The 24,080-nt window shown below is 69.1% G+C and carries 21 protein-coding genes; 6 read left to right on the top strand and 15 right to left on the bottom strand.

Features of this window, described 5'->3' with window-relative positions; translation table 11 throughout:
* Positions 1–3: 3 nt before the first annotated feature.
* Positions 4–1,392 carry a cytochrome P450 gene (locus tag ACO2SS_RS12705; protein WP_423278030.1) on the bottom strand — a complete coding sequence of 463 codons (1,389 nt, stop codon included), beginning with the start codon at positions 1,390–1,392 and terminating at the stop codon, positions 4–6.
* An 82-nt stretch (positions 1,393–1,474) separates the two neighbouring features.
* Between ACO2SS_RS12705 and fumC the strand changes: the two genes are divergently transcribed.
* A complete protein-coding gene (fumC, locus tag ACO2SS_RS12700) occupies positions 1,475–2,875 on the top strand; it encodes a class II fumarate hydratase (protein ID WP_423278093.1) in 1,401 nt (466 codons plus the stop codon).
* A gap of 92 nt (positions 2,876–2,967) precedes the next feature.
* On the opposite strand, the gene ACO2SS_RS12695 is transcribed toward fumC, so the two are convergent.
* On the bottom strand, positions 2,968–3,297 hold the full coding sequence (locus tag ACO2SS_RS12695; protein WP_423278029.1) for a hypothetical protein: 330 nt from the start codon (positions 3,295–3,297) through the stop codon (positions 2,968–2,970).
* Between the two features lie 100 nt (positions 3,298–3,397).
* Complete coding sequence (locus ACO2SS_RS12690; RefSeq protein ID WP_423278028.1) at positions 3,398–4,336, bottom strand: DMT family transporter; 939 nt, start codon at positions 4,334–4,336, stop codon at positions 3,398–3,400.
* Between the two features lie 160 nt (positions 4,337–4,496).
* On the opposite strand from ACO2SS_RS12690, the gene ACO2SS_RS12685 reads away from it, so the two are divergent.
* Positions 4,497–5,936: a pyridoxal phosphate-dependent decarboxylase family protein gene (locus tag ACO2SS_RS12685; protein ID WP_423278027.1), complete on the top strand. Its 1,440-nt coding sequence runs from the start codon at positions 4,497–4,499 to the stop codon at positions 5,934–5,936.
* A 21-nt stretch (positions 5,937–5,957) separates the two neighbouring features.
* Here the strand turns inward: ACO2SS_RS12685 and ACO2SS_RS12680 are convergent, their stop codons facing one another.
* Positions 5,958–6,404 carry a DUF1236 domain-containing protein gene (locus ACO2SS_RS12680; RefSeq protein ID WP_423278026.1) on the bottom strand — a complete coding sequence of 149 codons (447 nt, stop codon included), beginning with the start codon at positions 6,402–6,404 and terminating at the stop codon, positions 5,958–5,960.
* Between the two features lie 675 nt (positions 6,405–7,079).
* Between ACO2SS_RS12680 and ACO2SS_RS12675 the strand changes: the two genes are divergently transcribed.
* Positions 7,080–8,435 carry a ferredoxin reductase family protein gene (locus ACO2SS_RS12675; RefSeq protein WP_423278025.1) on the top strand — a complete coding sequence of 452 codons (1,356 nt, stop codon included), beginning with the start codon at positions 7,080–7,082 and terminating at the stop codon, positions 8,433–8,435.
* A gap of 85 nt (positions 8,436–8,520) precedes the next feature.
* Here ACO2SS_RS12675 and ACO2SS_RS12670 read toward each other — a convergent pair whose 3' ends face one another.
* From ACO2SS_RS12670 to ACO2SS_RS12660, 3 genes are all read right to left on the bottom strand, one after another.
* The gene (locus tag ACO2SS_RS12670) at positions 8,521–9,216 is read right to left on the bottom strand and encodes a VIT1/CCC1 transporter family protein (RefSeq protein ID WP_423278024.1); all 696 of its coding nucleotides are present in this window, start codon (positions 9,214–9,216) and stop codon (positions 8,521–8,523) included.
* A 74-nt stretch (positions 9,217–9,290) separates the two neighbouring features.
* Positions 9,291–10,625, bottom strand: coding sequence for an ATP-binding protein (locus ACO2SS_RS12665; protein WP_423278023.1), 1,335 nt, complete (start codon positions 10,623–10,625; stop codon positions 9,291–9,293).
* Between the two features lies 1 nt (position 10,626).
* On the bottom strand, positions 10,627–11,283 hold the full coding sequence (locus tag ACO2SS_RS12660; protein ID WP_423278022.1) for a response regulator: 657 nt from the start codon (positions 11,281–11,283) through the stop codon (positions 10,627–10,629).
* Between the two features lie 104 nt (positions 11,284–11,387).
* On the opposite strand from ACO2SS_RS12660, the gene dsbD reads away from it, so the two are divergent.
* The 3 genes from dsbD to ACO2SS_RS12645 are packed head-to-tail and all read left to right on the top strand — an operon-like array spanning position 11,388 to position 14,559.
* Positions 11,388–13,166, top strand: a complete 1,779-nt coding sequence (gene dsbD / locus ACO2SS_RS12655) for a protein-disulfide reductase DsbD (RefSeq protein ID WP_423278021.1) — start codon at positions 11,388–11,390, stop codon at positions 13,164–13,166.
* A gap of 47 nt (positions 13,167–13,213) precedes the next feature.
* On the top strand, positions 13,214–13,846 hold the full coding sequence (locus ACO2SS_RS12650; RefSeq protein WP_423278092.1) for a DsbA family protein: 633 nt from the start codon (positions 13,214–13,216) through the stop codon (positions 13,844–13,846).
* Positions 13,843–14,559 (top strand): L,D-transpeptidase, encoded by a 717-nt coding sequence (locus ACO2SS_RS12645; RefSeq protein ID WP_423278020.1) that lies wholly within the window; start codon positions 13,843–13,845, stop codon positions 14,557–14,559. Before ACO2SS_RS12650 ends, ACO2SS_RS12645 begins: the two co-directional genes overlap by 4 nt.
* A 20-nt stretch (positions 14,560–14,579) precedes the next feature.
* Here the strand turns inward: ACO2SS_RS12645 and ACO2SS_RS12640 are convergent, their stop codons facing one another.
* The 8 genes from ACO2SS_RS12640 to ACO2SS_RS12605 form a co-directional block, all read right to left on the bottom strand.
* Positions 14,580–15,581, bottom strand: coding sequence for a L,D-transpeptidase family protein (locus ACO2SS_RS12640; protein WP_423278019.1), 1,002 nt, complete (start codon positions 15,579–15,581; stop codon positions 14,580–14,582).
* Positions 15,582–15,741: 160 nt separating this feature from the next.
* Positions 15,742–16,194 carry a thioredoxin family protein gene (locus ACO2SS_RS12635; RefSeq protein WP_423278018.1) on the bottom strand — a complete coding sequence of 151 codons (453 nt, stop codon included), beginning with the start codon at positions 16,192–16,194 and terminating at the stop codon, positions 15,742–15,744.
* Positions 16,195–16,381: 187 nt separating this feature from the next.
* Complete coding sequence (locus ACO2SS_RS12630) at positions 16,382–17,329, bottom strand: hydroxymethylglutaryl-CoA lyase (protein WP_423278017.1); 948 nt, start codon at positions 17,327–17,329, stop codon at positions 16,382–16,384.
* On the bottom strand, positions 17,326–19,335 hold the full coding sequence (locus ACO2SS_RS12625) for an acetyl/propionyl/methylcrotonyl-CoA carboxylase subunit alpha (protein ID WP_423278016.1): 2,010 nt from the start codon (positions 19,333–19,335) through the stop codon (positions 17,326–17,328). Before ACO2SS_RS12625 ends, ACO2SS_RS12630 begins: the two co-directional genes overlap by 4 nt.
* 14 nt (positions 19,336–19,349) lie before the next feature.
* Positions 19,350–20,951 (bottom strand): acyl-CoA carboxylase subunit beta, encoded by a 1,602-nt coding sequence (locus ACO2SS_RS12620; protein WP_423278015.1) that lies wholly within the window; start codon positions 20,949–20,951, stop codon positions 19,350–19,352.
* Between the two features lie 7 nt (positions 20,952–20,958).
* On the bottom strand, positions 20,959–22,353 hold the full coding sequence (locus ACO2SS_RS12615; protein WP_423278014.1) for a phenylacetate--CoA ligase family protein: 1,395 nt from the start codon (positions 22,351–22,353) through the stop codon (positions 20,959–20,961).
* A 170-nt stretch (positions 22,354–22,523) separates the two neighbouring features.
* Positions 22,524–23,123: a TetR family transcriptional regulator gene (locus tag ACO2SS_RS12610; RefSeq protein WP_423278013.1), complete on the bottom strand. Its 600-nt coding sequence runs from the start codon at positions 23,121–23,123 to the stop codon at positions 22,524–22,526.
* A gap of 85 nt (positions 23,124–23,208) precedes the next feature.
* Positions 23,209–24,030, bottom strand: coding sequence for an enoyl-CoA hydratase-related protein (locus ACO2SS_RS12605; protein ID WP_423278012.1), 822 nt, complete (start codon positions 24,028–24,030; stop codon positions 23,209–23,211).
* Between the last annotated feature and the right edge of the window lie 50 nt (positions 24,031–24,080).

Here is a 24,080-nt window from a genome sequence, read left to right as displayed (position 1 = left end):
TCGTCAGTTCGCCCGCGCGCGCAGCCGCATCGGCAGCCCGCCACCCGGCCGCAGGGTCACCCGCTGAACGGGGGTGACCCGGTGCCCCTCCGCAAGCTCGAATCCCAGCGCATGGACGAAGCGCGCGAGCACGATCACGGCCTCCTGGACGGAGAAGGAGGAGCCGATGCAGACCCGCGGACCCGCACCGAACGGCAGGTAGGCGTAGCGGTCGATCGTTTCCCGGCGCCCGGGCATGAAGCGGTCGGGATCGAAGCTGTCGGGATTCTCCCACAATCTCCGGTGGCGGTGCAGGACGTAGGGCGCGATCATCACGAGGGATCCCGCCGGGATCTTCATGGCGCCGATCCGGTCTTCGCGGATCGCCGCGCGGCTCATGAAGGGCACGGGCGGATAGAGCCGCATGGCTTCGTCGACCACGGCGCGGGTCAGCGGAAGGCGCTCCAGGGCCGGCGGGCCGCCCGGTTCCTCGTCGAACACCGTATCGGCTTCGTCCTCGACACGGGCGCGGATCTCCGGCGCCTGCGAGAGGAGGTAGAGCGACCACGACAGCGCGTTGGCCGTGGTCTCGTGGCCCGCGCCGATGAAGGTGACGATGTTCGCCCGCACCTCCATGTCCTTGAGGCCATGGCCGGTTTCCGGGTCGGTCGCGCCTAGGAGGAGGGTCAGGAGGTCTTCGGGCGCGGACTCGCCCGAGGTCAGCAGCGCCTTCCTGGCCTCGATCAGTTCGGTCACGATCTCGTCGAAGAAGCGCAGGGCGGGCCGCGCCCTGATCCGGCCGATGCGTGGCAGCCAGTCCGGCAGACCCAAGACGTCCAGCGGATCGACGGGGCCGATCGCGTCGAAGTAGCGGGTGATCGCCCGCCCGAGCGCGTCCGGGTCGCGCGTGAGGCCATGCGTGAAGATCGTGCGCTCGAGGACGTCGAGCGTCACGCGCGTCATCTCGACCGCGACGTCGAGCGTGCGTCCGTCGCCGCGGCGGAGGAGACGCCGTATCAACCGCTGCGCCGCCTCGTCCATCGCGGCCGCGAAGCCCGCCACGTGGCGAGGGGAGAAGAGCGGCGCCAGCGCCCGTCGCTGAGCCCGCCATTCCTCGCCCTCGGCCGTGAGGAGTCCGTTCGCCAGGCCGGGCGCCAGCACCCTGCGCTGGAGGTCGTCCTTGCGATAGTTTCGGGCGTTGTCGAGCAGCACGTGCCGGATGGCAGCCGGGTCGCTCAGCACCGTCACGCGTCCGAGCACGCCCTGAGCGGCGAGGATTGGCTTCTCGAAATGCTCCTCGGTCCAGCTTTCGAGCGGGTTCTTGCGCGCCGCCCGGAAGAACGTGAACAGGTCCGGAGGGCGGCGGAGAGGCCGGGGGGCAGGAGCCCTGAACAGCGCCGGGCGAGACTCCATTGCGTCCGGGCGCGGTGTGGAGGATGAAGCGGCCAGCATTCCGTCAATCTAGGCTTACGCCCGGCGATCAGAAGAGGCCATGATGTCACCTGTTCAGAAGACCCGCACCGAGTCCGACACGTTCGGGCCCATCGAGGTGCCGGCGGACCGCTACTGGGGCGCCCAGTCGCAGCGGTCGATCGGCAACTTCAAGATCGGCTGGGAGAAGCAGCCCAAGGCCGTCGTGCGGGCCCTCGGCATCGTCAAGCGCGCCGCCGCCGAGGCGAACATGGAACTCGGGCGCCTCGACCCCAAGATCGGCGAGACGGTCGTCAAGGCCGCGCAGGAGGTGATCGAGGGCAAGCTCGACGACCACTTCCCGCTGGTCGTCTGGCAGACCGGATCGGGCACGCAGTCCAACATGAACGCCAACGAGGTGATCTCGAACCGCGCGATCGAGATGCTGGGCGGCGAGATGGGCTCCAAGAAGCCGGTCCATCCCAACGACCACGTCAACATGAGCCAGTCGTCGAACGACACCTATCCGACGGCGATGCACATCGCCTGCGCGGAGGAGGTCGTGCATCGCCTGCTGCCGGCCCTACAGAAGCTGCGCAACGCGCTGAACGACAAGGCGCAGGCCTGGCACCACATCATCAAGATCGGCCGCACGCACACCCAGGATGCGACGCCGCTCACCCTCGGCCAGGAGTTCTCGGGCTATGCCCAGCAGGTCGAGAACGGCATCAAGCGGATCGAGCTGACGCTCCCGGGCCTCATGGAACTCGCCCAAGGCGGAACCGCCGTGGGAACCGGCCTGAACGCGCCCGTCGGGTTCGCTGAGGCGGTCGCGGACAAGATCGCGCACATCACCCATCTTCCCTTCACGTCCGCCCCGAACAAGTTCGAGGCGCTGGCCGCCCACGACGCGATGGTGTTCAGCCACGGGGCCATCAACACCGTCGCGACGAGCCTCTTCAAGATCGCGAACGACATCCGCTTCCTGGGCTCCGGCCCGCGCTCGGGCCTCGGCGAGCTCGCCCTGCCCGAGAACGAGCCGGGCTCCTCCATCATGCCGGGCAAGGTGAATCCGACGCAGTGCGAGGCGCTCACGATGGTCTGCGCCCAGGTCTTCGGCAACCACGCGAGCCTCACCTTCGCGGGCAGCCAGGGCCATTTCGAGCTGAACGTCTTCAACCCGGTGATGGCCTACAACTTCCTCCAGTCGGTCACGCTGCTCGCGGACGCCTCCGTGTCCTTCACGGACAACCTCGTCGTCGGGATCGAGCCGCGCGAGGACAACATCAAGGCGGCGCTCGACCGCTCGCTCATGCTCGTTACCGCGCTCGCGCCGACGATCGGCTACGACAACGCCGCCAAGATCGCGAAGACCGCTCACAAAAACGGGACGACCCTGAAGGAAGAGGCGGTCGCGCTCGGCCTCGTGACGGCGGATGAGTTCGACCGCGTGGTCCGTCCGGAGGACATGATCGCGCCGCGCTGAGCCTGCGGGGCTTCGCGAACCCAGCAGCCCGGCTCCTTGCAGCCGGGCTGTGCCAGCCCGTGATCGAGGGTCGAGCGGGAGAGGATCCCCGGTCAGGGGGCGAAGTCGAAGCCTTTGGCAGCTAGCATGGACAGGCTGTCGGGAACGGCCAGCGCCCCCGCTTTCGCGGCGGCGTCGCCGAGCGCGCGCCGGGCATGCGCGACGCTGTTCGGTGTCGGATAGCGGCGGGCGATGCTCAGGGCCGCGGCGGCTTCCCGCCACTCGCGGCAGGGCCTGCCGCCGCCGCGCAGCCGCTCCAAACCGTAGCGGTGCAGCGCCGCAAGGCCGTCATGGACGTCCCAGATCCGGCGAACCCCGAGATCGTGGCACTCGGGAACGAGCCAGACGACGATCGGCTCGGCGAAGCTAATCCGCTTGAGCATGAGATACTCCCGCGGGGCACAACGGCGAGGATGCCGATCGGTCCCGGCGAGGGTGAGATCAGGGTTTGTCCCGAGTTAAGCGGATCGCGGAATCCGGTCCTCAGCGGCCGGCGCCGCCTCGCTTGGCGCGCGCCGCCACGCGCTCGCGGTGGGCGGTGTAGATCCCGCTGGCCATGATGATGCCGGCCCCAATGAGCGTCCACCCGTCCGGGATGTTGCCGAACACCAGGAAGCCGAGGAGGCCCGCCCAGACGAGCTGGACATAGGAGACCGGAGCGAGCACCGAGGCGCGCCCGAGCCGGTAGGCCATCACGACGAAGAACTGGGCGGCAGTCGAGGCGATGGCCATCGCGGCCGCGAGCCCGAGGTGGGAAAGGCTCGGGGTCACCCAATCGAACGGAACCGCGAGGGTCAGGGCCACCAGTCCGACCAGCGCCGAATAGGTCATCGTGGTCGAGGTCCGGTCGATGCCGCCGAGCTTGCGGGTGACGATCAGCGCGAAGGCCCAGCTCACGGCTGAGAGAAAGGGCAGGAGGGCGGCGAGGCCGAAGGTGCCGCTGCCGGGCCTGATCACCACGAGCATGCCGATGAGGCCGACGACCACGGCGGCCCAGCGCCGCGGCCCGACCTGCTCGCCCAGGAACGGGATCGACAGGGCCGTCACGAGCAGCGGCGCCACGAAGGCGATGGCGGAGGCGCTTGCGATGGGAAGGTAGTGCAGGCCGGCGATGAAGAAGACCGCCGAGCCGAGTACGCCGAGCGTGCGCAGGAACTGCAGCCCCGGCGCGCGCGTCCGGAGCGTTCTTCCGCCGGAAAGGACGATGGAGGGGCTCATGATCAGCACGAAGCCGATCCACCGCAGCCAGGTGATTTCGATGGCGGGGAGCGATCCCGAGAGCTGCTTGGCCAGCGTGTCCGACACGGAGAACATCGCCGTCGCGGCGAGGACGAGCAGGATTGCGCGGCCAGGCTCGTCGCCGAGGGCAGGACTCGCCGGGGCGGGGGAGGCGCTCTGCGCGGATGGGTGGGGGGCGGACACGGCGGCGAATCGGACCTGATACTTATAGCAGCCGCCCGTCCTCCCCGACGGCGATCCGTGACAGGCCAGCCCTGCGCGCGGCGCCAAGGCCGCTTGGCGGGCCCGTCCGGCCGCTCTACGTACCGCCGGCTCGGCCGGCCGAGCGAGTCGGAGCACGCCATTGGACAGCCAGGAATTTCGCCGCTGGTCGCACCAGGCCGCCGATTGGTCTGCCGACTATCTCGAGAGCCTCCCCGGCAGGCCCGTGAGGGCGCAGGTGGAGCCAGGCCAGATCTTCCGCCAGATCCCGGATGCTCCGCCCGAGGCAGGCGAGCCGATGGAGAGGATCTTCGCCGATCTCGACCGCGTGATCATGCCCGGCATGACCCATTGGCAGCATCCGCGCTTCTTCGCCTACTTCCCCGCCAATGCTTCGCCGCCCTCGGTCATCGCCGAGCAGGTGACGGCCGCGATCGCGGCCCAATGCATGCTCTGGCAAACCTCGCCCGCCGCGACCGAGCTCGAGACCCGGATGCTCGATTGGCTGCGCGGCATGATCGGCCTGCCGGAAGCCTTCTCCGGCGTGATCCAGGATTCCGCCTCGACATCGACCCTGGCCGCCCTTCTGACGGCCCGCGAGCGGGCGCTCGGCCATAGGGGCAACAGCGAGGGCCTGTTCGGGCAGACGCCGCTGCGCGTCTACGCCTCGGCCCAGGTGCATTCGTCGGTCGACAAGGCCGTCCGAATCGCCGGGTTCGGCGACCGTAACCTCGTCCGCATCCCGACCGCAGGACCCTTGTTCGGGATGGATGTCGGGGCCCTCAGGCAGGCCGTGGAGGCGGATATCGCGGCCGGGCTCAAGCCGGCCGCGATCGTGGCGGCGCTCGGCGGCACCTCGATCGGCGCCTGCGACGACATCGCGGCACTCGCAGAGATCGCCCGGGCGCACGACATCTTCCTGCATGTCGACGCCGCCTGGGCTGGCTCCGCCATGATCTGCCCCGAGCACCGCGTCCTGATGCGGGGCGCGGAACTCGCCGACAGCTTCGTGTTCAACCCGCACAAGTGGCTGTTCACGAATTTCGATTGCTCGGCCCATTTCGTGCGCGACCCGAAGGCCCTGACGGATACCCTGGGCATCCGCCCGCCCTTCCTGCGCACTCTCGGGGCGGAGGGCTTCGTCGATTACAACGAATGGTCCGTGCCGCTCGGCCGCCGTTTCCGGGCGTTGAAGCTGTGGTTTGTGATCCGCTCCTACGGCGTCGAGGCGCTACGGAGTATGATCCGCGACCACATTGCCTGGTCGGGCGAACTCGCAGAAGCGATCGGGCGGGAGCCGGATTTCGCCATCGTCACACGGCCGATCTTGTCGCTCTTCACCTTCCGGTACGCGCCTGCGGGGACGAGCGAGGAGGAGCGCGACCGGCTCAACGCCGGGCTGGTCGAGGCGGTCAATGCAGATGGCCGGATCTACCTCACGCAGACGACGCATGAGGGGCGGTTCGTCATCCGCTTCCAGGCCGGCGCGACGGGCACAAGCCGGGAAGACGTTCTCGCGACGCTCGCGGTGGTCCGCGAACTGGCCCCGCGGGCGCGCGAGGCCGCAAGCCGGGCAGCCTGAGGCCGCCCGGCGAAGGATGCGCTATTCGACGATCTCGACGATGCGGCGCGTGCGCGGCTCGACCAGCACCGTGCGGTCGTTCACGACCGTGTAGCGGTAGTCGCGCACGCCGTATTCGGCCGGCACTTCGTAATAGGTGACGCCGTCGGCCGGCAGCACAGTGCCGACCCGGACCTCCTCGCGGTAGCGATAGGACGGGACGTTGCGGCTCTCGACATAGGTCCGGAAGCGTGGGCGCGTATCGATGCCCAGGATGCCGCCGACCGTACCGGTCGCCGCGCCCACAGCGCCGCCTACGACGCCGCCAACCACGCCGCCCACCGGGCCGCCGACCGCTGCGCCCGTATCAGCACCGCTGCGTGCGCCGGAGGCCGCGCCCGGGATTGTACCCTGCGCCAGCGCGCCCGAGACCGGGGCCGCAGCAATACCGGCCGCGAGCGCTGCGGCCATCAACACCGTGTTCCTCATCGAAGTCCTCCGTCTGCCGCCTGTGCGGCAATCGGGGCCTCAACGGAGCCGTAACGGCCGAGGTTCCCGGACAACCTTCGCGGGTTTGGCCGATGATTGCTGCTCGCAGTGGTGGCGCGCTGCGCCAAATCCCGCTTCGTCGCGTGAGGGCTTAGGGGGCAACCCAGTCCGGCGCGGGTGCCTTGTGGATCACCCGCGCCCGCAATGACGGACCCGGCCGCTCTCTGCCGGAGGCGCCCTACGAGCCGCCCCCTCCGACATTGTCGTCGGAGGTATCCACCTGGATCGGAGGTCGCCTGGCGGGGGCAGCCGGTCGGGCCTGGGCTCGGGCCGGAGTCAGTGCCGGATGCTGCTGGCGCGACACCGCCGTGGACTCGACAAGATGTCGCCCCGGCCTCACGCCCTCACGGGCGGAGGCCTGCCCCGCGGCAAGGATCGTCACGATCAACAGGCAGGTTCTGGCGCCACTGCTCATCTCCGCAATCCTTCTCTTTGAGTCGAATTGAGATGGAGCAACAGCCGGTGCGCGAACACTGGCACGAATCGCGGGGACCGGGCTGAGGCGTTGCCCCTGCGTGCGGTACCGGATCGGGAGAACGAGGCCGGGCGTTTTGCCTTCGCAAGCTCGGCCAAACTCAGCCTGATGGCTGAGCCCCGGAGCGGGCGGAGGCGGGGATGGGGCGCATCACGATCGCATTCTGGGGTGCCCTTCTGCTCGTCGGAGCCCTGTGGCTGGCGGCAGATCCGGAGAGCCTAGAGCCGTCGGGGTTCTTTGCGCTGCGCGGGTCGATGGTCCAGCTGAGCGGCGTTCTGGCGATCACCTGCATGAGCCTTGCCACCATCGTCGCAACCCGCCCGAAATGGCCGGAGCGGTGGGCCGGCGGGCTCGACAAGATGTACCGGCTGCACAAGTGGCTCGGCATCGGCGCCCTGGTCCTGGCCGGCCTGCACTGGCTCTGGTCGGAAGCCCCGAAATGGGCCGTGCGCCTCGGCTGGCTCGAGCGCCCGCAGCGCGCACCCCTCGCGGCTCCGGATCATGCGATCGAGCAATTTCTCCGGACCTGGCGCGGGACGGCGGAGACCGTCGGCGAATGGGCCTTCTACGCTGCCGTGCTGCTGATCGCGGTCGCGCTCATCGACCGCATCCCGTACCGGCTGTTCTACAAGACGCACCGCCTACTGGCCGTGGTCTATGTCGCCCTGGTGCTGCACGCGCTGGTCCTGGTCCGGCCGGCATATTGGCTATCGCCGCTCGGCATCGCGCTCGTGGTTCTCCTGGCGTGGGGGACGTGGGCCGCCCTGGTGGTGCTCTTTCGGCGCGTCGGCGCCGGTCGGAAGACGGCCGGGACGATCGAGCGGCTGCACTACGATCCGACCCTGCGGGTGATCGAGGGCATCGTGGATGTTCCGCAGGGCTGGCCCGGCCACAAGCCGGGGCAATTCGCCTTCGTCACCTCGGATGAGGACGAGGGCGCGCATCCTTACACGATAGCCTCCGCCTGGCGCCCGTCCGAGCACCGACTGACCTTCATCACGAAGGAGCTCGGCGATCACACGAAACGCCTTCCGGATGCGCTCCGGATCGGGCAGCCGGTGACGATCGAGGGCCCCTACGGCTACTTCACCTTCGACGACGATTGCCCGCGCCAGATCTGGGTCGGTGGCGGGATCGGGATCACGCCGTTCATTGCCCGCATGAAGCAGATCGCGATGGACCGACGCGACTATCCGGACCGGCCGCACGACCAGCCGGTCGATCTCTTCCACAGCACGGCCGAGTACAGCGAGGATGCGATCCGGAAGCTGATTGCGGACGCGGCTGCCGCCGGAGTGCGCCTCCACGTCCTGCACGACCCCCGCGACGGCAGGCTCAGCGGCGATGCGATCCGGGCGGCCGTTCCGGAGTGGCGGGCGGCCAGCGTGTGGTTCTGCGGCCCGCCGGGCTTCGGAGCGGCGCTGCGGGACGACTTGGCGCGACATGGCCTGCGCGTCTCCGAGCGGTTCCACCAGGAACTGTTCGCGATGCGGTGAGTGCACAGGGCGCCCGGCCGACGAGGGCGGAAGGACGCTCGCGTCCCGAGGGGGCGCGCTTCAGGTTGCGCGGGCTTCGTGCCCGTCAGATGGCGCGCCCGACAAGCGCGCCGATGAGGGCTGTCGCGCCCATCGCGACGGCGCCCCAGAAGGTGACGCGGAGCATCGGGCGCAGCACGCCGGCGCCGCCCGCCCGCGCCCCCACGGCCCCGAGCAGCGCCAGTCCGGCGAGGGAGCCGACCGACACCGCGACGCCCGTCAGATGCGTCGGCGCCAGCACGGCGATGACGAGCGGGAGGAGGGCCCCGCTCGCGAAGGTCGCCGCGGAGGTGAGCGCGGCCTGCACGGGCTGCGCGACGACGTGCTCGGCAAGCCCGAGCTCGTCGCGGGCATGGGCGGCGAAGGCGTCCTTCGCGGTCATCTGCTCGGCCACCTTGCGGGCGAGGTCGGGTTCGACGCCGCGGGCCACGTAGATCTGCGTCAGCTCGTTCAGCTCGGCATCGGGCATGGTCGCGAGCTCGTGCCGCTCGCGTTCCAGGTCGGCCTGTTCCGTATCGGCCTGGGAGCTGACGGACACATACTCGCCCGCCGCCATCGACATCGCGCCGGCCACGAGGCTTGCGACGCCGGCCACGATGACCTCGCCGGGCCCCTTCGCGGCGGCCGCGACTCCGACCACGAGGCTCGCCGTCGAGATGATCCCGTCATTCGCGCCGAGCACGGCGGCGCGGAGCCAGCCGATCCGATGGATGAGGTGCGTTTCCCGATGCAAAGGGTGCATGCCGTCCCCCTCGTAAACCCGACAAGGCTATTCTCGCGGCCCAGCGGCGCAATGCGCATCGCTCTCCGCCAGCCTCACGTAAACCGGATCTCCGCTTGAAGTCCGGGAGCATCGTCCCGATTCCTCAGGTGCAGCGTCGCCCCGCAGCGTCGGACCGCCATGTCGACGATGGCGAGGCCTAGACCGCTCCCGCTGGGGGCCTTGTTGCGCCCTCTGTAGAACCGGGTCGTGACCTGCGGCAGCTCCTCGGCCGGGACGCCGGGGCCCGTGTCGCGGACGAGGATCGCTTGTCCGTCGCCGGCCACGCTCCATTCGACCGTGCCAGTCGTCGTGTGCTGAACGGCATTCTCGTGCAGGTTCCGGATCGCGAGCTGGAGGCACTCGCGATTCGCCCGGACCTTCAGGCCTTCGAGCGCGGGATCGACGACGACGTCGACCCCGGGCGGGGTCTTCACGGCCGAGACGGTCTCGGCGACGAGCGGCCCGACCGCCAACTCGCCGACCGGCAACTCGCCCGAGGTCGCATCGAGGCGCGCGATGTCGAGGAGCTGCCGCACCAGGCGGGAGGTCCGGTCGACCGCCCCGATGATCTGCCTCAGGGCACCCTTGATGATTTCGGGATCGGCGGCGACAAGAGCGACCTGGGCCTGCGTCTTCAGTCCTGCGAGCGGCGTGCGCAGCTCGTGGGCGGCAAAGGCCGTCAGGTCGCGCTCGTGGCGACGGGCAGCGTCGACCTTGAGGAAGAGGCCGTTGAGCGCCTGGACGAGCGGGAGGATTTCACGCGGCGCGCTCTCCACCGCGATAGGACGCATATCGTCGGCCTCGCGAGAGGACAGGTCCCGCGCCATCAGCCGGAGCGGCCGGAGGCCGCGTCCGACGCTCAGCCAGATCAGCGCCCCGAGAGCCGGGATGATCAGCAGGGCGGGCCAGAGCAGTCCTTTCACGAGGTCCGCGATCAGCCGGTCGCGGAGGCCGATGCGGTCGCCGACCAGCACGCGGACCCCTTTAGCCGCATCCTCGACGGCGAAGACCCGCCACAGCTCGCCATCGACCTCCCGCTCCGAGAAGCCGGATGCCTGGTCCGTCAGGCGCTGCTCGGGAGCGCCGCTCGACCTCGCGACCATGCGGCCGTCGACGGACCAGATCTGGCAGGAGAGCTGGCGCTCGTAGCTTCCCAGCGCCCCGGGCGGGCCGCCAGGCACGCCGGCGGAACCGAGCGGGGCCGTTGCCGGCATGGCGGCGATCAGGGAGCTGACCATCCTGGCCGCCTCCTGCAGGCGTGTGTCGAGAACATGCTCCACCTGCCGGCGGCTGCTCAGGTAGATCCAGCCGACCGCACAGAGCCAGACGGTGCCGGTCGCGAGCAGGAGAACGAGGAAGAGCCGGAGCCGGAGCGATGTCTGCTTCATCTCAGGCCCGCATCCTGTAGCCCAGGCCTCGGACGGTCTCGATCGCCTCCTTGCCGAGCTTCGACCTCAGGTGGTGGACATGGACCTCGACGGCATTGCTCTCGATCTCCTCGTCCCAGCCGTAGAGCCGGTCCTCGATCTCCGCCTTCGATCGGATCACCCTGGGGCGCTCCATCAGGCTCGTCAGCACCGCGAGTTCGCGTCGCGACAGCCGCATCTCCTCGCCATCGACCGTGACGGTCATCGTCGCCGGATCGAGGCGGATCGCGCCGTGCGTCAGGGCCGCCTCGGCGCGTCCGGAGGAGCGCCGAGCGATGGCACGGAGGCGCGCCCCGAGCTCGTCGAGATCGAACGGCTTGCCGAGATAGTCGTCCGCCCCGCCATCGAGGCCGGAAATCCGGTGCGGAACGCTGTCGAGCGCGGTCAGCACGATCACGGGCGTGCGCTCGCCTTCCGACCGCAGCTTCCGCAGCAGATCGATCCCCGAACCGTCTGGGAGCATGACGTCGAGGACGACGGCGGAATAGGAGCCGGCGGCCAGGGCGGAGCGCGCGTCCTCGCAGGTTTCGACGCGGTCCACCGTCCAGCCGCCGAGGCCAAGCCCCGCCTGCAGTCCATCCGCCAGGATGGGATCGTCCTCGACCACAAGCACGCGCATCGTCATCCGCTCAGGTTCGATCGCCCGGTTCCCGTCCCAGGCTTAAGGCTGGCTTAAGCTGCGGTTCGGAGGAGCGCCCCGAAGAGAAGAGGGCTTCGGGTTGGATGCTCGCTGATTATCGAAAGCTCGTCTGTGCCGCGATGGCGGCCGTTGCCGCGGTTCTGTTCGCAGGTCCGGGCGCCGCCGAGGCCGCGAATGGTCCGCGCCCGGCGTTCGACCTCCGCGTCGCACGGGAGGCGGATGGGGGGCTGCGCCTCCGATGGTCGATCGCGCCCGGCAACTACCTGTACCGGGAGAAGATCGCCGCCACGACGGAGGCCGGCGCCCCCCTTCCGCTGTCCACAGCGCCGGGTGAGATCAAGGACGATCCGAATTTCGGACCCGTGGAGGTCCATTACGGCCGGGCCGAAGCTGCCCTGGCCGCGGCAGATGCGCGGCCTTTCCCGGTCGTCAGGGTCGTGTACCAGGGCTGCTCGGAGCAGGGCATCTGCTTCCCGCCGGTGACGCGGGAGATCGATCTCGCCACGCTGGCGATCTCGCCGCCCCTGCGGGCCGCGCCCGCGCCGGATCTGTCGGCAGCCGGGGAGAACCCGGGCAGGTCCTCGGGCGCGCCCGAAACGCCGCTCCTGTCCGGCGCGCTCCTCCCGATGCTGGCGGCCTTTCTCGGCATCGGATTGCTGCTGTCCTTCACGCCTTGCGTGTTCCCGATGATCCCGATCCTGTCCGGCCTGCTGGCGCGGTCCGCCGGGGGCGCGAGCCGCTGGGGCGGATTCAGGCTGTCGGCCGTCTACGGGCTGGCCATGGCGGCTGCCTACGCGACGCTCGGGATATTCGCCGGCTGGATTGGCGGGAACCTGCAGATCCTGCTCCAGACGCCCGTCGCGATCGTCACGATGAGCGCCGTGCTGGTCGCCCTGGCGCTGTCCTCCTTCGGGGTGTTCGAGCTGCGGGTGCCCCCGGTGCTCGCGGGGAGTGCTGGAGGGAAGTCCAGGCTGGGCCCGATGGCCGGCGCCGCTGCGCTCGGCTTCGGCTCCGCCCTGATCGTCGGCCCCTGCGTGACGCCACCGCTCGCCGCCGCGCTCCTCTATGTCGCGAATTCCGGAGATGTCGCGCGAGGCGCCGCGGCGCTGTTCGCCCTCGGGCTCGGGATGGGCCTGCCGCTGGTCGCGTTCGGGACGTTCGGCGCGCGTGTGCTGCCGAAATCCGGGCCCTGGCTCGCGGCGGTCAACAAGGTGTTCGGCGTCGCCTTCCTCGGGATGGCAGCCTGGATGCTGTCGCGCATCCTGTCTCCGGCCTCTTCGCTCGCCCTCTGGGCTGGCCTCGCGATCGCCGTGGGGATCTGGATGGGCGCGCTCCGCTGGCCGCGGGCCAACAACTCTGCGCCCAACCTGTCCCGTATCGCCGGACGGGTCGTGACGGCGTACGGGCTGCTCCTGCTGGTCGGCGCGATCTCGGGACGAGGAGATCCGCTCCACCCCATCACGGCTCTCATCGGGAGCCCCGCGTCGGAGGCTTCGGCGGAGCACACCATCGTCACGTCGGTCGCGTCGTTCGAGCGCGCCCTCGGCGAGTCCCGCGGGGCCGGCAAGCCGATCCTCGTCGAGTTCTCCGCCGATTGGTGCACGGCCTGCAAGGACATCGAGCGGGAGGTGCTTGGGGCTCCGGCCGTTCAGGCGCGGCTCGCCGACGTCACGGTCATCAAGGCCGACGTGACGCGGACCAACGCCGACACGCAGCAGCTGATGGAACGCTTCGGCGTCGTCGGCCCGCCGACGCTCCTTTTCCTCCGTCCGCAGGATGGGACGGAGATCCCGGCTGCTCGCACTACGGGCGCCGTTCCTGCCGAGGACTTCCTTCGGAAGCTTTCGCTCGCCGGCGCCTGAGGCTGGCATCCCCGGGCCGCCCGGCCCAACCCTGGAGACCTCTCATGATGAACCGCAGATGGCTGCTCGGCGCTGCCTCGGCCGCACTCGCCGCACCCACGCTCCTTTCCCTCGTCCGGCCCGGCTCCTCCTGGGCCCAGGGCGTGGACGTCAAGGCCGTGCTTCACGATCCGGAGGCGCCGGAGGCAGGAAACCCGAAGGGTGACGTCACGATCGTCAGCTACTTCGACTATAACTGCCCCTTCTGCAAGCAATCGGAGCCTCACCTCAAGAAGCTCGTCACGACGGACGGGAAGATCAGGCTGATCTACAAGGATTGGCCGATCCTGACCGATGCCTCGATGTACGGCGCCCGCATGGCGCTCGCGGCGAAGCAGCAGGGCAAGTACCAGGAGGCGCACGATGCCCTCCTTGCCATCCCGGGACGACGGATCCCCAAGGACAAGATGCTGGAGGCGCTCGCCTCGACCAGCATCGACATCAAGCGCCTCGAGGAGGACTTCAAGGTCCATTCGGCCGCGATCACGGCGCTGATCCGGCGCAACATGGCGCAAGCCGACGCGATGGGGCTTCAGGGAACGCCTGCTTTCCTCGTCGGACCGTTCAAGATCGCGCAGGCCCTGGATTACGCCGGGTTCAAGGATGCGGTGGCACAGGCCCGGGCGCAGCAGAAATCATGACGCTGCGCGTCGGGGAGGAGGCGCGGGGTCCGCTCGCGCTGCAGGCTCAGACCCGGAGGGCGTCCCTCCTGACGGGACTCGCGCTGCTGCTGGGCGGGTGCGTGGCGGCCCAACCTCGTCCGTCGGTGGGAGCCGCCGCACTCCCGGGGGAACCGGCGATCCCGCTACCTATCCGTCAACGCTACGCGGCTGTCACCTCGGAGAGGTTTCCGATCCCGGCGGTCGATCCTGCGGATCTCAAGGCCCGGAACGTCCGCCAACTCGTCGACTACCCGACGGACCAGCCGCCCGGGACCGTCGTCGTCGATCCCCACCGCCGCTTCCTGTATCTCGTGATGGAGGGCGGCAAGGCCCTGCGCTACGGCGTCGGGGTCGGCAAGGAAGGCCTGGAATTCAAGGGCGAGGCCACCGTCGCCCGCAAGGCGGCGTGGCCGCGCTGGACGCCCACCCCGAACATGATCAGGCGCGAGCCAGAACGCTACGCCAAGTGGGCAGGCGGCATGGAGGGCGGCGACAGCAACCCGCTCGGGGCGCGGGCGCTCTACCTGTTCAAGGGCGGGAAGGACACGCTGTACCGGATCCACGGCACGAACGAGCCCTGGACCATCGGCGAGGCGGTCTCGTCCGGGTGCATCCGCATGATGAACCAGGACGTGATCGACCTTCACCGTCGGGTGCCGGTCGGCGCGAAGGTGGTGGTGCTCGGCAGCTAGGGCGGACGCGGCCCGCCCGATTACCGGGCCTCGCCGTCTCCGACGGAGACGGACGGCTCCGCCAGCGCCGCCAAGGTCGAGCCGATCTCGACCGGCCCGGAGGTGAGCTTCTGAAGCCGCTCCGGGCCCGAGGTCCGGAGGATCGCCTTGAAGCTCGGGTGCATCGATCCATCGGCGAACGTGTAGGTGACGGGCTTTCGTCCGCCCTCCACGAGCCGGGCGGCGGCGAGGTCGTCGCGCTCTGCCTTCGCTCGCACGAGGCTCGCCACCGCGGGATCGGTCTCATGGGCCGGGCAGGGTTCGCTCGCCACGAAGGGCTCGGCCGAGTTCGCGGCAAAGACGTAGCGCCCTCCGCAGCTCGCGACGCGCGGCGGGCGCCGCGTCACCTCGAAATGGTCCGAGCCCTCCTTCAGGTTCCGCCAGAAGGCGACGTGCCGGTTCGAGCGTTGCTCGGCGAGGTTCTCGGGCGTGAACCGGAAGGGCAGCGCCTGGACCTGGATGCCGTCCTGTCCTCCCCGGAGCGCCTCCCGCGCCAGGGCGTAGAGCTCGGCCGCGCCGTCGTCCGTCATGGCGTAGCAGCCGGAGGAGGAGCAGGCGCCGTGGATCATGAGCGCGGAGCCGGTTCGCCCGAGCGCCCTGTCGAGCTCGTTCGGGAAGCCGAGGTCGAACGACAGGTGGAAGGCCGAGTTCGGGTTCAGCTGGTCGAGCCCGACGGTGTAGAAGCCCTCGGGCGTCTGCCGGTCACCCTCGCGGATCTTGGGGCCGAGCTGGCCGGACCAGCGGCAGATCGGGTAGGTCTTCAGCCGGGCATACTCGCCACCTGTGGTCCGCTTCCAGACCTCCAGCTCGTTCTCTTTCTTGAACACGCGAATGAGAATGGGGTCCGCGGCCGTCATGCCGTTCCCATTCATCTTGGCGAGCAGGCCAGGCGGGATCGGTGTCTCCCCCTTGTGCTGGCCCATCGTCACGCAACCGGCGAGGAGGAGCGCGGCAGCGCCGCTCAGGACGACCTTCATCTTCATGGTGCTGGAGCCTTAGCCGCAGACAATCTTTCCGCACCGTCCAAGAGCCTTGACGAAAGCGCAGATGTTCCGGCCAGAATGGCTCGGCGAGAGATCGTCATCGAAGCTCCAGGACCAGGGTTAAAGTCGTGTTACCGCGCGGCGCCTTGTGCGCTCGCGCCTACATTCCCGCGGAGTTCAGCAGGTCCAGCAGCGCGTTCTTGCTCGGCATGCCGACGATGCGGGCGTCCGCCGCAATCCTGCTCGGGCCGTTGAGGGCGATAAGGGTCGGTGGCCCCTCCGCTTTCAGCCGCGCGAGCATCGCGCGCTCCCCGTCGCCATCGCGCGTGACATCGACGACGACCAGGGTGAGCTGTCCGAGCCGCTTCTTCACCACCGGGTCAGCGAAGACCGTGCGATCCATCGCCCTGCAACTCGGACACCATTCGGCCGTGACATAGGCGAGGACCGGCTCGCGCCGCGCGCGGGCCTTTCGGAGGACGTCCTCCAGTCGCGCTACCGACGCGACCCTCACGGCCGCCAGATCCGCCATCTGAGCCTCGACGCCACCGACGTTCAGGGCGAGGCAGGAGGCGAACAGGATCGCCGCACGAATCCTGGAGGAGGCTGACATCCGATCACCCGAGGGAGCCTTGCGAAGTCGCAGGCGGGGGCCACTCAACTCCCACAGCTTAAGCCAGCCTTAAGGTCCCTCGCTTGGATCTGGGCCTGAGACCAAGATGGATAGAAGAGTTCCGCTGGCGCTGGTCCTCGGTAGATGATGGCTCCCGGCGATAGGCCGGCGGGTGGCGGCTGCTTTCTCAGCGTCGCGGGAGCGACTCGCTATGCATCACGCGTCCGGCAAGCGGCCGCCCGATGATGCGCTCGGCCATGCGCGCCGCCTCGATCAGACGCTCGAGATCGATCCCTGTCTCGATGCCCATTTCGTGCGCCATGAAGACCATGTCTTCCGTGCAGATGTTGCCCGCCGCCGCCCCCTGGCCGTGGCCGGCGAAGGGGCAGCCGCCGAGCCCGGCAAGCGAGCCGTCGAAGAGCGTCACGCCCATCCGAAGCGCGGCATAGAAGCTGGCCGGTGCGGTGCCACGCGTATCATGGAGATGCAGCCCGATACGGGCATCCGGCAGCAGCTCTCGAACCGCCCCGATCCTGCGCTCGATGGAGAGCGGCGTAGCCCAGCCCACCGTGTCTGCGAGGTAGATCGCCGGCAGGGGGGCTCCGGCTTCCCGGCACAGCTCGGCGACCCACCGGACCTCTTCGCGCACGGCGGAGACCGGCACCTCACCCTGCAGGTTGCAGCCGAAGGCGGTCATCACATAGGCGGCCTCGACCGCAATACCGGCCGCTTCATAGCGGGGCAGCCATCCGGCCTGACGATGGCGCATCTCCTCGCGCGAGCAGCCGTTGTTCTGCCGGCTGAAGGGGTCGGATGCGTAGAAGAGGAGCTTGCCGGCAAGGTCGACCCCCGGTGCCGCTATGGCCTGCTCGAAGCCGCGCTCGTTCAGCCACAACGCCGTGTGGCGCACGCCCGGCTTCTTGCGGATGCGCCCGAAGAGTTCGGCCGCGTCCGCCATCTGCGGGACGAGCTTCGGATTGACGAAGGATGCGACCTGGATGTCCTTCAGACCGGTCTCGGTGAGGGCATCCACCAGCGCAACCCGCTGCTCGATCGGGTAGATCGTCTTCTCGAACTGGAAGCCCTCGCGCGGGCCCTCCTCGTGGATGTCGATGCGGCCGGGAAGATCACTCACGCGGCCGCATCCTCGACACGGGAGAGGACGAACACGACCTGATCGCGTTCGACATTCGCGTCCTGCCGGCAATGCACGGCACTGACGACTCCCGCCCAGGGCGCCTGGATCGGGAGCTCCATCTTCATCGATTCCATCGTCGCCAGCCGCTGCCCGCCTGTCACGGGCGTGCCGGCCTCGACCTCGACTGCCACGATGCGGCCCATCATGGGGGCTCGGATGCGGCCGTCACCTGAGGCCTCGGACGCGAGCAGGTTCCCCGAGAGGTGCGGCTCGACGCGGAATCGGACGCTTCGACCGTCCGGAGCCACGAAGCCGACGCTCTCGTCCGCGACCGAGGACCGAAGGGCGCAGCTTCGTCCGTCCAGCACGCTCACCTGCCGGCCTGCCGCCTCGCCGGGTGTCACGGTGAAGCGCTCCTCGCCGATCCGCACGCCGAGCGAGCCGTTCGCCTCGCGTTGACCGAAGGTTGCCTCGAAGGACTCCTCGCCGGCGAGGAGGCGAAGCGAGGGCGAGAAGGCCATGGTCGCGCTGCCGTCACCGAGGCGCCAACCAGTCAGGTCCGACCAGCCGGACCACGGGTCTGCGCTCTCGGCGCGATGCTTGCGCAGCCAGAGTGCGGCCGCGAGCGCGGCATCCTCCGTGGTTGCGCTACCGCCGGCCCTGGCTGTCTCGGTTTGCAGCAGCGCGTCGATCGAGCCCGTATGCACCTCGTTCCGGAGCACGTCCGGGTCCGTCGCGAGGCGGAGCAGGAAGTCGCGGTTCGTCTCCAGCCCGAGCACGCCGGTCTCGGCCAGGTTCGACCGCAGCGCAGCGTAGGCGCCGGCCCGGTCCGGCCCCGTCGCGATCAGCTTGGCGATCATGGGATCGTAGAAAGGCGTGACCTCCGCGCCCTCGTCGACGCCGGCATCCACCCGGATGCCGCCCGGCAGCCGCAACCTTTCGACCGTCCCTGTCGATGGAAGGAAGCCGCGCGCAGTGTCCTCCGCATAGAGGCGCGCCTCGATCGCGCAGCCCGTGACCCTGATCTCGTCCTGTCGGGGGAGGGCGGCTTCGCCGACGGCCCGGAGTTGCAGTTCCACGAGGTCGAGGCCCGTCACCTCCTCGGTGACCGGGTGCTCGACCTGGATGCGTGGATTCACCTCGAGGAAGAATGCGCGCCGGCCCTGGACAATGAACTCGACCGTTCCGAGCCCGCCATATCGGACTGCTTCGCCGAGCCGGACGGCATGGCCCAGGATCTCCTCGCGCAAGCCGACAGGAAGGCTCAGGACCGGGGCCTCCTCGATGACCTTCTGGTGCCGGCGCTGCAGCGAGCATTCGCGGTCGAAGAGGTGGATCACGCGCCCCCGGCCGTCACCGAGGATCTGGACCTCGATGTGTCGCGCCCGCGGCAGGAATTCCTCGACGATCAGCTCCGGGTTGCCGAAGGAGCTCTGCCCCTCCCGCATCGCGGCCTGGATCTCCTGCGCGGCATCCTCCAGGCTGGAGACGACCCGCATGCCTTTGCCGCCGCCGCCCGCGGCGGCCTTCAGCAGGACCGGAAGCTGCATCCCGCGAAGGGCTGACAGGATCTCGCTCGGGTCACGGCTTGGCTGGATCGTCCCGGGCACGACCGGCACGCCGGCCCCGCGCGCGACGGCCTTGGCGGCGGCCTTGTCACCGAACTGGCGCAGCACCTCGGGCCGGGGGCCGATAAAGGCGATGCCCGCTTCCGCCAGCGCAGATGCGAGCGCAGCGTTCTCCGCCAGGAAGCCGTATCCGGGATGAACCGCATCGGCGCCGACGCGCCGCGCAGCCTCGACGATCCGCTCGATCTGCAGGTAGCTCGCCGAGGCCGGCGCGGGTCCGATCTCGATCGACTCGCCGATCTCGCGGACATGCAGCGCGTTCCGGTCCGCCTCCGAATGGACGCCGGCAACACCGATGCCGAGTCTGCGGCAGGTGCGGGCGATCCGGCAGGCGATCTCGCCACGGTTGGCGATGAGGATCTTCTTGAAGGGCATGCGTCGGCTCGGGCTCACATCCGGAACACGCCGAAGCGCGTAGGCCGCTTTTCCGTGCGGGCGGCGAGGTCGAGGAGAAGCGTCATCACCTGGCGCGTCTCGCCGGGTTCGATGACGCCATCGACCCAGAGGTTGCGCGCGAAGTTGTAGGCATCGGCGAAGCGCTCGTATTCGCCGCGGATCGGCGCCTTGAACGCCTCTTCCTCCTCGGCAGACCAGGAGCCGCCCCGCGCCTCGACGTTCTGGCGCTTCACCATCGCAAGGGTCGTGGCGGCCTGCTCCGGTCCCATGATGGCCGCGCGGCCGTTCGGCCACATGAACATCGCGGTCGGCTTGAATGCCCTCCCGCACATCGCCAGGTAGCCCGCCCCGTAGGAGCCGCCGGTGATGATCGTGTATTTCGGCACGGAGGCCGAGCTCATCGCCGTGATGAACTTCGCGCCGGCCTTGGCGATGCCAGAGACCTCCGCCTCCCGGCCGACCATGAAGCCCGACACGTCAGCCAGGAAGAGGAGCGGCACGTCGCGCTTGCAGCACAGGTCGATGAAGTGGGTCGCCTTGAGGGCGGAGTCGGTGAACAGCACACCGGCATTCGCCAGGAGTCCGACCTGGAAGCCGCCGATCCTGGCGAAGGCCGTGATCAGCGTGGTGCCGTATTCGGCCTTGAACTCTTGCAGGCTGCCTTCGTCCACGAGCGCCTGGAGAACGGCCCGGGTATCGGTCGGCTTGCGCGGATCGCGGCTGATCAGCTCGTAGATGCTGGCGGGATCGCGCTCTGGCCCCTGCGGCCGCGAGCGCGTCCAGCGCGAGGCGGGGCGGCCCGGCAGCTCGCCGACCAGGCGCCGGGTGATGGCGAGCGCGTGTGCGTCGTTCTCGGCAAGGTGGTCCGTGACGCCGCTCGTGCGGCTGTGCATCGCGGCGCCGCCGAGCTCCTCGGCTCCGGTCTGCTCGCCGGTCGCGGCCTGGACGAGCTGCGGGCCGCCGAGATACATGAAGCCCTGGCCGCGCACGATGACGATCTCGTCGCAAAGCGCCGGGATATAGGCGCCACCCGCCGTGCAGGCCCCGAGCACAACGGCGATCTGCGGGATGCCGTCTGCCGACATGCCGACCTGGTTGTGGAAGATCGAGCCGAACAGGCCCTCGTCCGGGAAGATGTTGGCCTGGTCAGGCAGGAAGGCCCCGCCGCTGTCGACGAGCGTGATGCAGGGGAGCTCGTTCTCCCAGGCGAAGCGCTGGGCCCTGACATGCTTCCGGCAGGTCATGCCGAAATAGGTGCCGCCCTTCACGGTCGCGTCGTTTGCGATGATCATGCAGGGGCGGCCCTGGATCGTGCCGACCCCCGTGACCAGCCCGGCGCCCGGCGCCACGCCCTCGTACAGGCCGTCGCCTGCGAGGTCGGCGAGCTCGAGAAAGGGCGAGCCCGGATCGATCAGCGCATCGATCCGCTCGCGGACGAGCAGCTTGCTGCGCCCGACATGCTTCTTGCGCGCTCTCTCCGGGCCGCCGATGCGCGCGGAGCGGCGCTTCGCGTAGAGCTCCTCGACGAGTTCGAGATAGTCCCGCCGGTTGCGCTCGGCATCGCTCAAGGGAGCGGCCGGTTCCTGTGTCTGCATGGTCGGCTCAGCGGCTCGCGGAAGGGTTCGGGATGGCCGGCATCTCGCGCAAGGTGAGTGAGACCTTCCGGGCGCCCGGCTTCTCGAAGAAGTCGGCGGGAACGATCCTGACATCCGCCTTCACGGCGAGCGCGTTGCGGATGCGGGTCTCGACCTCGCGCTTCAGCTCGCCGTCCTGCTCCGCCGGCCGGCCTCCGCTGCGCTCGACCAGCACCTTGAGGTTCTCCTGCGTGGTGTGGCCCGCGAAATCGGCGACGATCCGCATCACGCCGTTCGTCTCCGGCATGGAGGCGACGATGTGCTGGATGGCCGAGGGGAAGAGGTTCACGCCTCGGACGATCAGCATGTCGTCCGTGCGGCCGAAGCAGCGGATGGCCGGCGCGGTCCGGCCGTCGGGCGAGGTCGTCGCCGTCACCCTCACGTGGTCGCCGCTGCGGAAGCGGAGGACCGGCGACGCCTCACGGCCAAGCGCCGTGTAGACGAGCTCGCCCGTCTGGCCTTCCTCCCAGCGGAGCACGGCCCCGTTCTCCGGATCGATCAGCTCTACCAGGATGTGCTCGGGCCCCACCATGTACATGCCGAGATGCGAATCCGTCTCGGCCCAGTACGTGCAGCCGAGGTCGGTGCCGCCCATGAGCTCGCAGCAGGTCGCGTTCCAACGCGCCTCGATCGCCTCCCGGATGGCCGGGATGCCGCCGCCCGGCTCACCGCCGACGATCAGGCGCTCGACGCCGAGCTCCGCGGCCTCCATGCCGATGATGTCTGGAGCGGCTTCGGCCAGGAAGAGCAGGAAGTTGGGTGTGCCGACGATGCAGCGCGGGCGCAGGTCGCGCGCCGCGATCAGGAGCCGGTCGACCCCACCATCCGCCCCGATCGGGACGTCACGCGCTCCCAGGTATTGGATCGCCTGGAAGATCGGGATGCCGCCGACGAAGCCCTTGCTCATCGAGAAGCCGTGCAGGACCGTATCGCCCGGGCGCATGCCGCACGCGAAGAGGGCCCGCGCGGTCATCTCCTGCCAAGCCAGGACGTCGTTCTCGGTCAGGCCGACATAGGAAGGGCTGCCCGTCGTGCCGGACGAGGCCTGGATCTGCACGACGTCTTCGATCGGCGCCGCAAGATGCTCACCCAGCGGCGGCGCTGCAGCCAAGCTGTCGCGCAGGTCCTGCTTGTAGGTGAAGGGGATGGTCGCAAGGTCTTCGACGGACCTGATGGATCCAGGCGAGATGCCCCATTCGGCGAAGCGCCTGCGGTAGAAGACCGAGCGCTCGGCAAGGTAGTCCATCTGGCGCCGGAGCCGCGCCTCTTGCAGCAGCCTGATCTCGCCCAGTGGTGCAGTCTCGATGCCGCTGAAAGTCGTCGCGACCGCGTTGCTGAAGGCCAATGGCTTCCGGAACAGCATCCTTCTCCTCCCGACGGGGCTGGTGGCCTGGGCGCCATGGCGCGTGGCCACTCTCGAAACCGCCTGCCCGAGTGCGTCGAGCAGGCTCTTCCTGTACCGACAACGGCCGCGATAAACAAGCGGTCGACCGTCCGTTTAATTGCGGATCGGAAGGTGTCGGCGGAGCTGCTTCAGGCGGGTCGGAGGGCGACGGTGCTCAGGACGAGGCTCCGATAATGCGCCACCAGTTGGTCCTGCGAAAGCCGCCCGCGCGGGCGGTACCAGGTGCAGACGCCCGTCAGCATGGCGATGATCGCGAAGGTGGTAATCTGGGGCTCGTCGACGCTCCAGACGCCGCGCCGGTTTCCGTCCTCCAGGATGCTGCGAAGCTCGCCCTCGTAGAGCTGCCGGAGCTCCACGATCTCCCGGTAATGCGGCTGCGAAAGGCTCCGCAGTTCCATGTTGCCGATGAAGACCTCTCGCCTCCGGGCAGTGTGCCACCGAATATGGAAGTCGACGAAGCGTTCGAGCGCATCGAGGGGTCCGTGCGCGCCCTCGAGTGTCGCCCGCAAGCCGGCGTGGAGTTCTTCCATGATCTCCCGGATTAGGGTGAAGAGGAACTCCTCCTTCTGCGTGATGTAATTGTAGAGCGACCCCGGCTGGATCCCGACATCGGCTGCAAGATCGCGCAGCTTCATGGCCTCGAAGCCGTGCTCGTAGATGCGCTTCACGCCTGCGCGCTTGATTGCCTCGAGCGTCTTCGCTCCGCTGGATCCGGTCGTTCTCGTCATCGAACTGGCTGTGGTCTCTTCGGGAGGCTCGCGGAATCCTAGACAACTCGGCACGCCAAGCCGCAAGCTCCCGTCGTGAAACGGGTCAGGCCTGGACCCATGGAGCGCGGCGCTTCTCCAGAAAGGCCGTCAGGCCGTCGCGGGCTTCGTCGCCTCGCCAGACGTCCATCAGGGCCTCGATCGCCAGCGCTTTTGCCTGTTCCGGACCACAGGCGCTTACTTCCCGGAGCAGGGCCTTGGTGCGGCGGAGGGCTTCGGGCCCGGACGAAAGAAATTCGTCGACAACCGCCAGAACGGCTTCATCGAGGACGGCGGCGGGTACGACCTCTCGAACGAGCCCGATAGCGCGGGCCGTCTCGGCCGAGATCGCCGCGCCGCCGAGCAGATGGCCGCGGACCGTGCCAAGGCCCAGTCGGCGAACGACGAAAGGCGAGATCACGGCCGGGATGATGCCGACCCGGACCTCCGTCAGGCCGAACCGGGCAGGCTCGCTCGCGATTGCAACGTCTGCCGTGCAGACGAGCCCCAACCCGCCGCCAAAGGCGGCGCCATTCACCCGGGCGACGAGCGGCTTCGGAAACAGGTCCAGCGCATCGAGGAGGGCCGCGACCTTGTCCGCGTCGCGTCGGCGCTCGTCTTCCGATGCCTCAAGAAGACCTCGCATCCAGCCAAGGTCTCCGCCTGCGCTGAAGGCCGTCCCAGCTCCCGTGATCACGGCGACGCGGACTGAATCATCCTCTGCGAGCCGGAGGAAGGTGGCGGTCAGCTCCGCTATCAGGGCGGGGTTCCAGGCGTTGCGCACTTCCGGACGGTTCAACGTCACCGTGGCAACGCCACGACAATCCGTCTGGACAGACACGCAGTTCGATGTGCCGGCGCTCGCCGGGACGGCTTCCTGGGTGACCATGTCTCTCCCGTGATGTTTCGTGTCCGGAGCGGTCCTGCGCTCGGGCCGCC

Source organism: Enterovirga sp. CN4-39, from assembly GCF_049446235.1.
Taxonomy (GTDB): Bacteria; Pseudomonadota; Alphaproteobacteria; order Rhizobiales; family Beijerinckiaceae; genus Enterovirga.
Note: the sequence above shows the minus strand (reverse complement) of the source record. Positions and strands in the feature narration are given on the sequence as shown.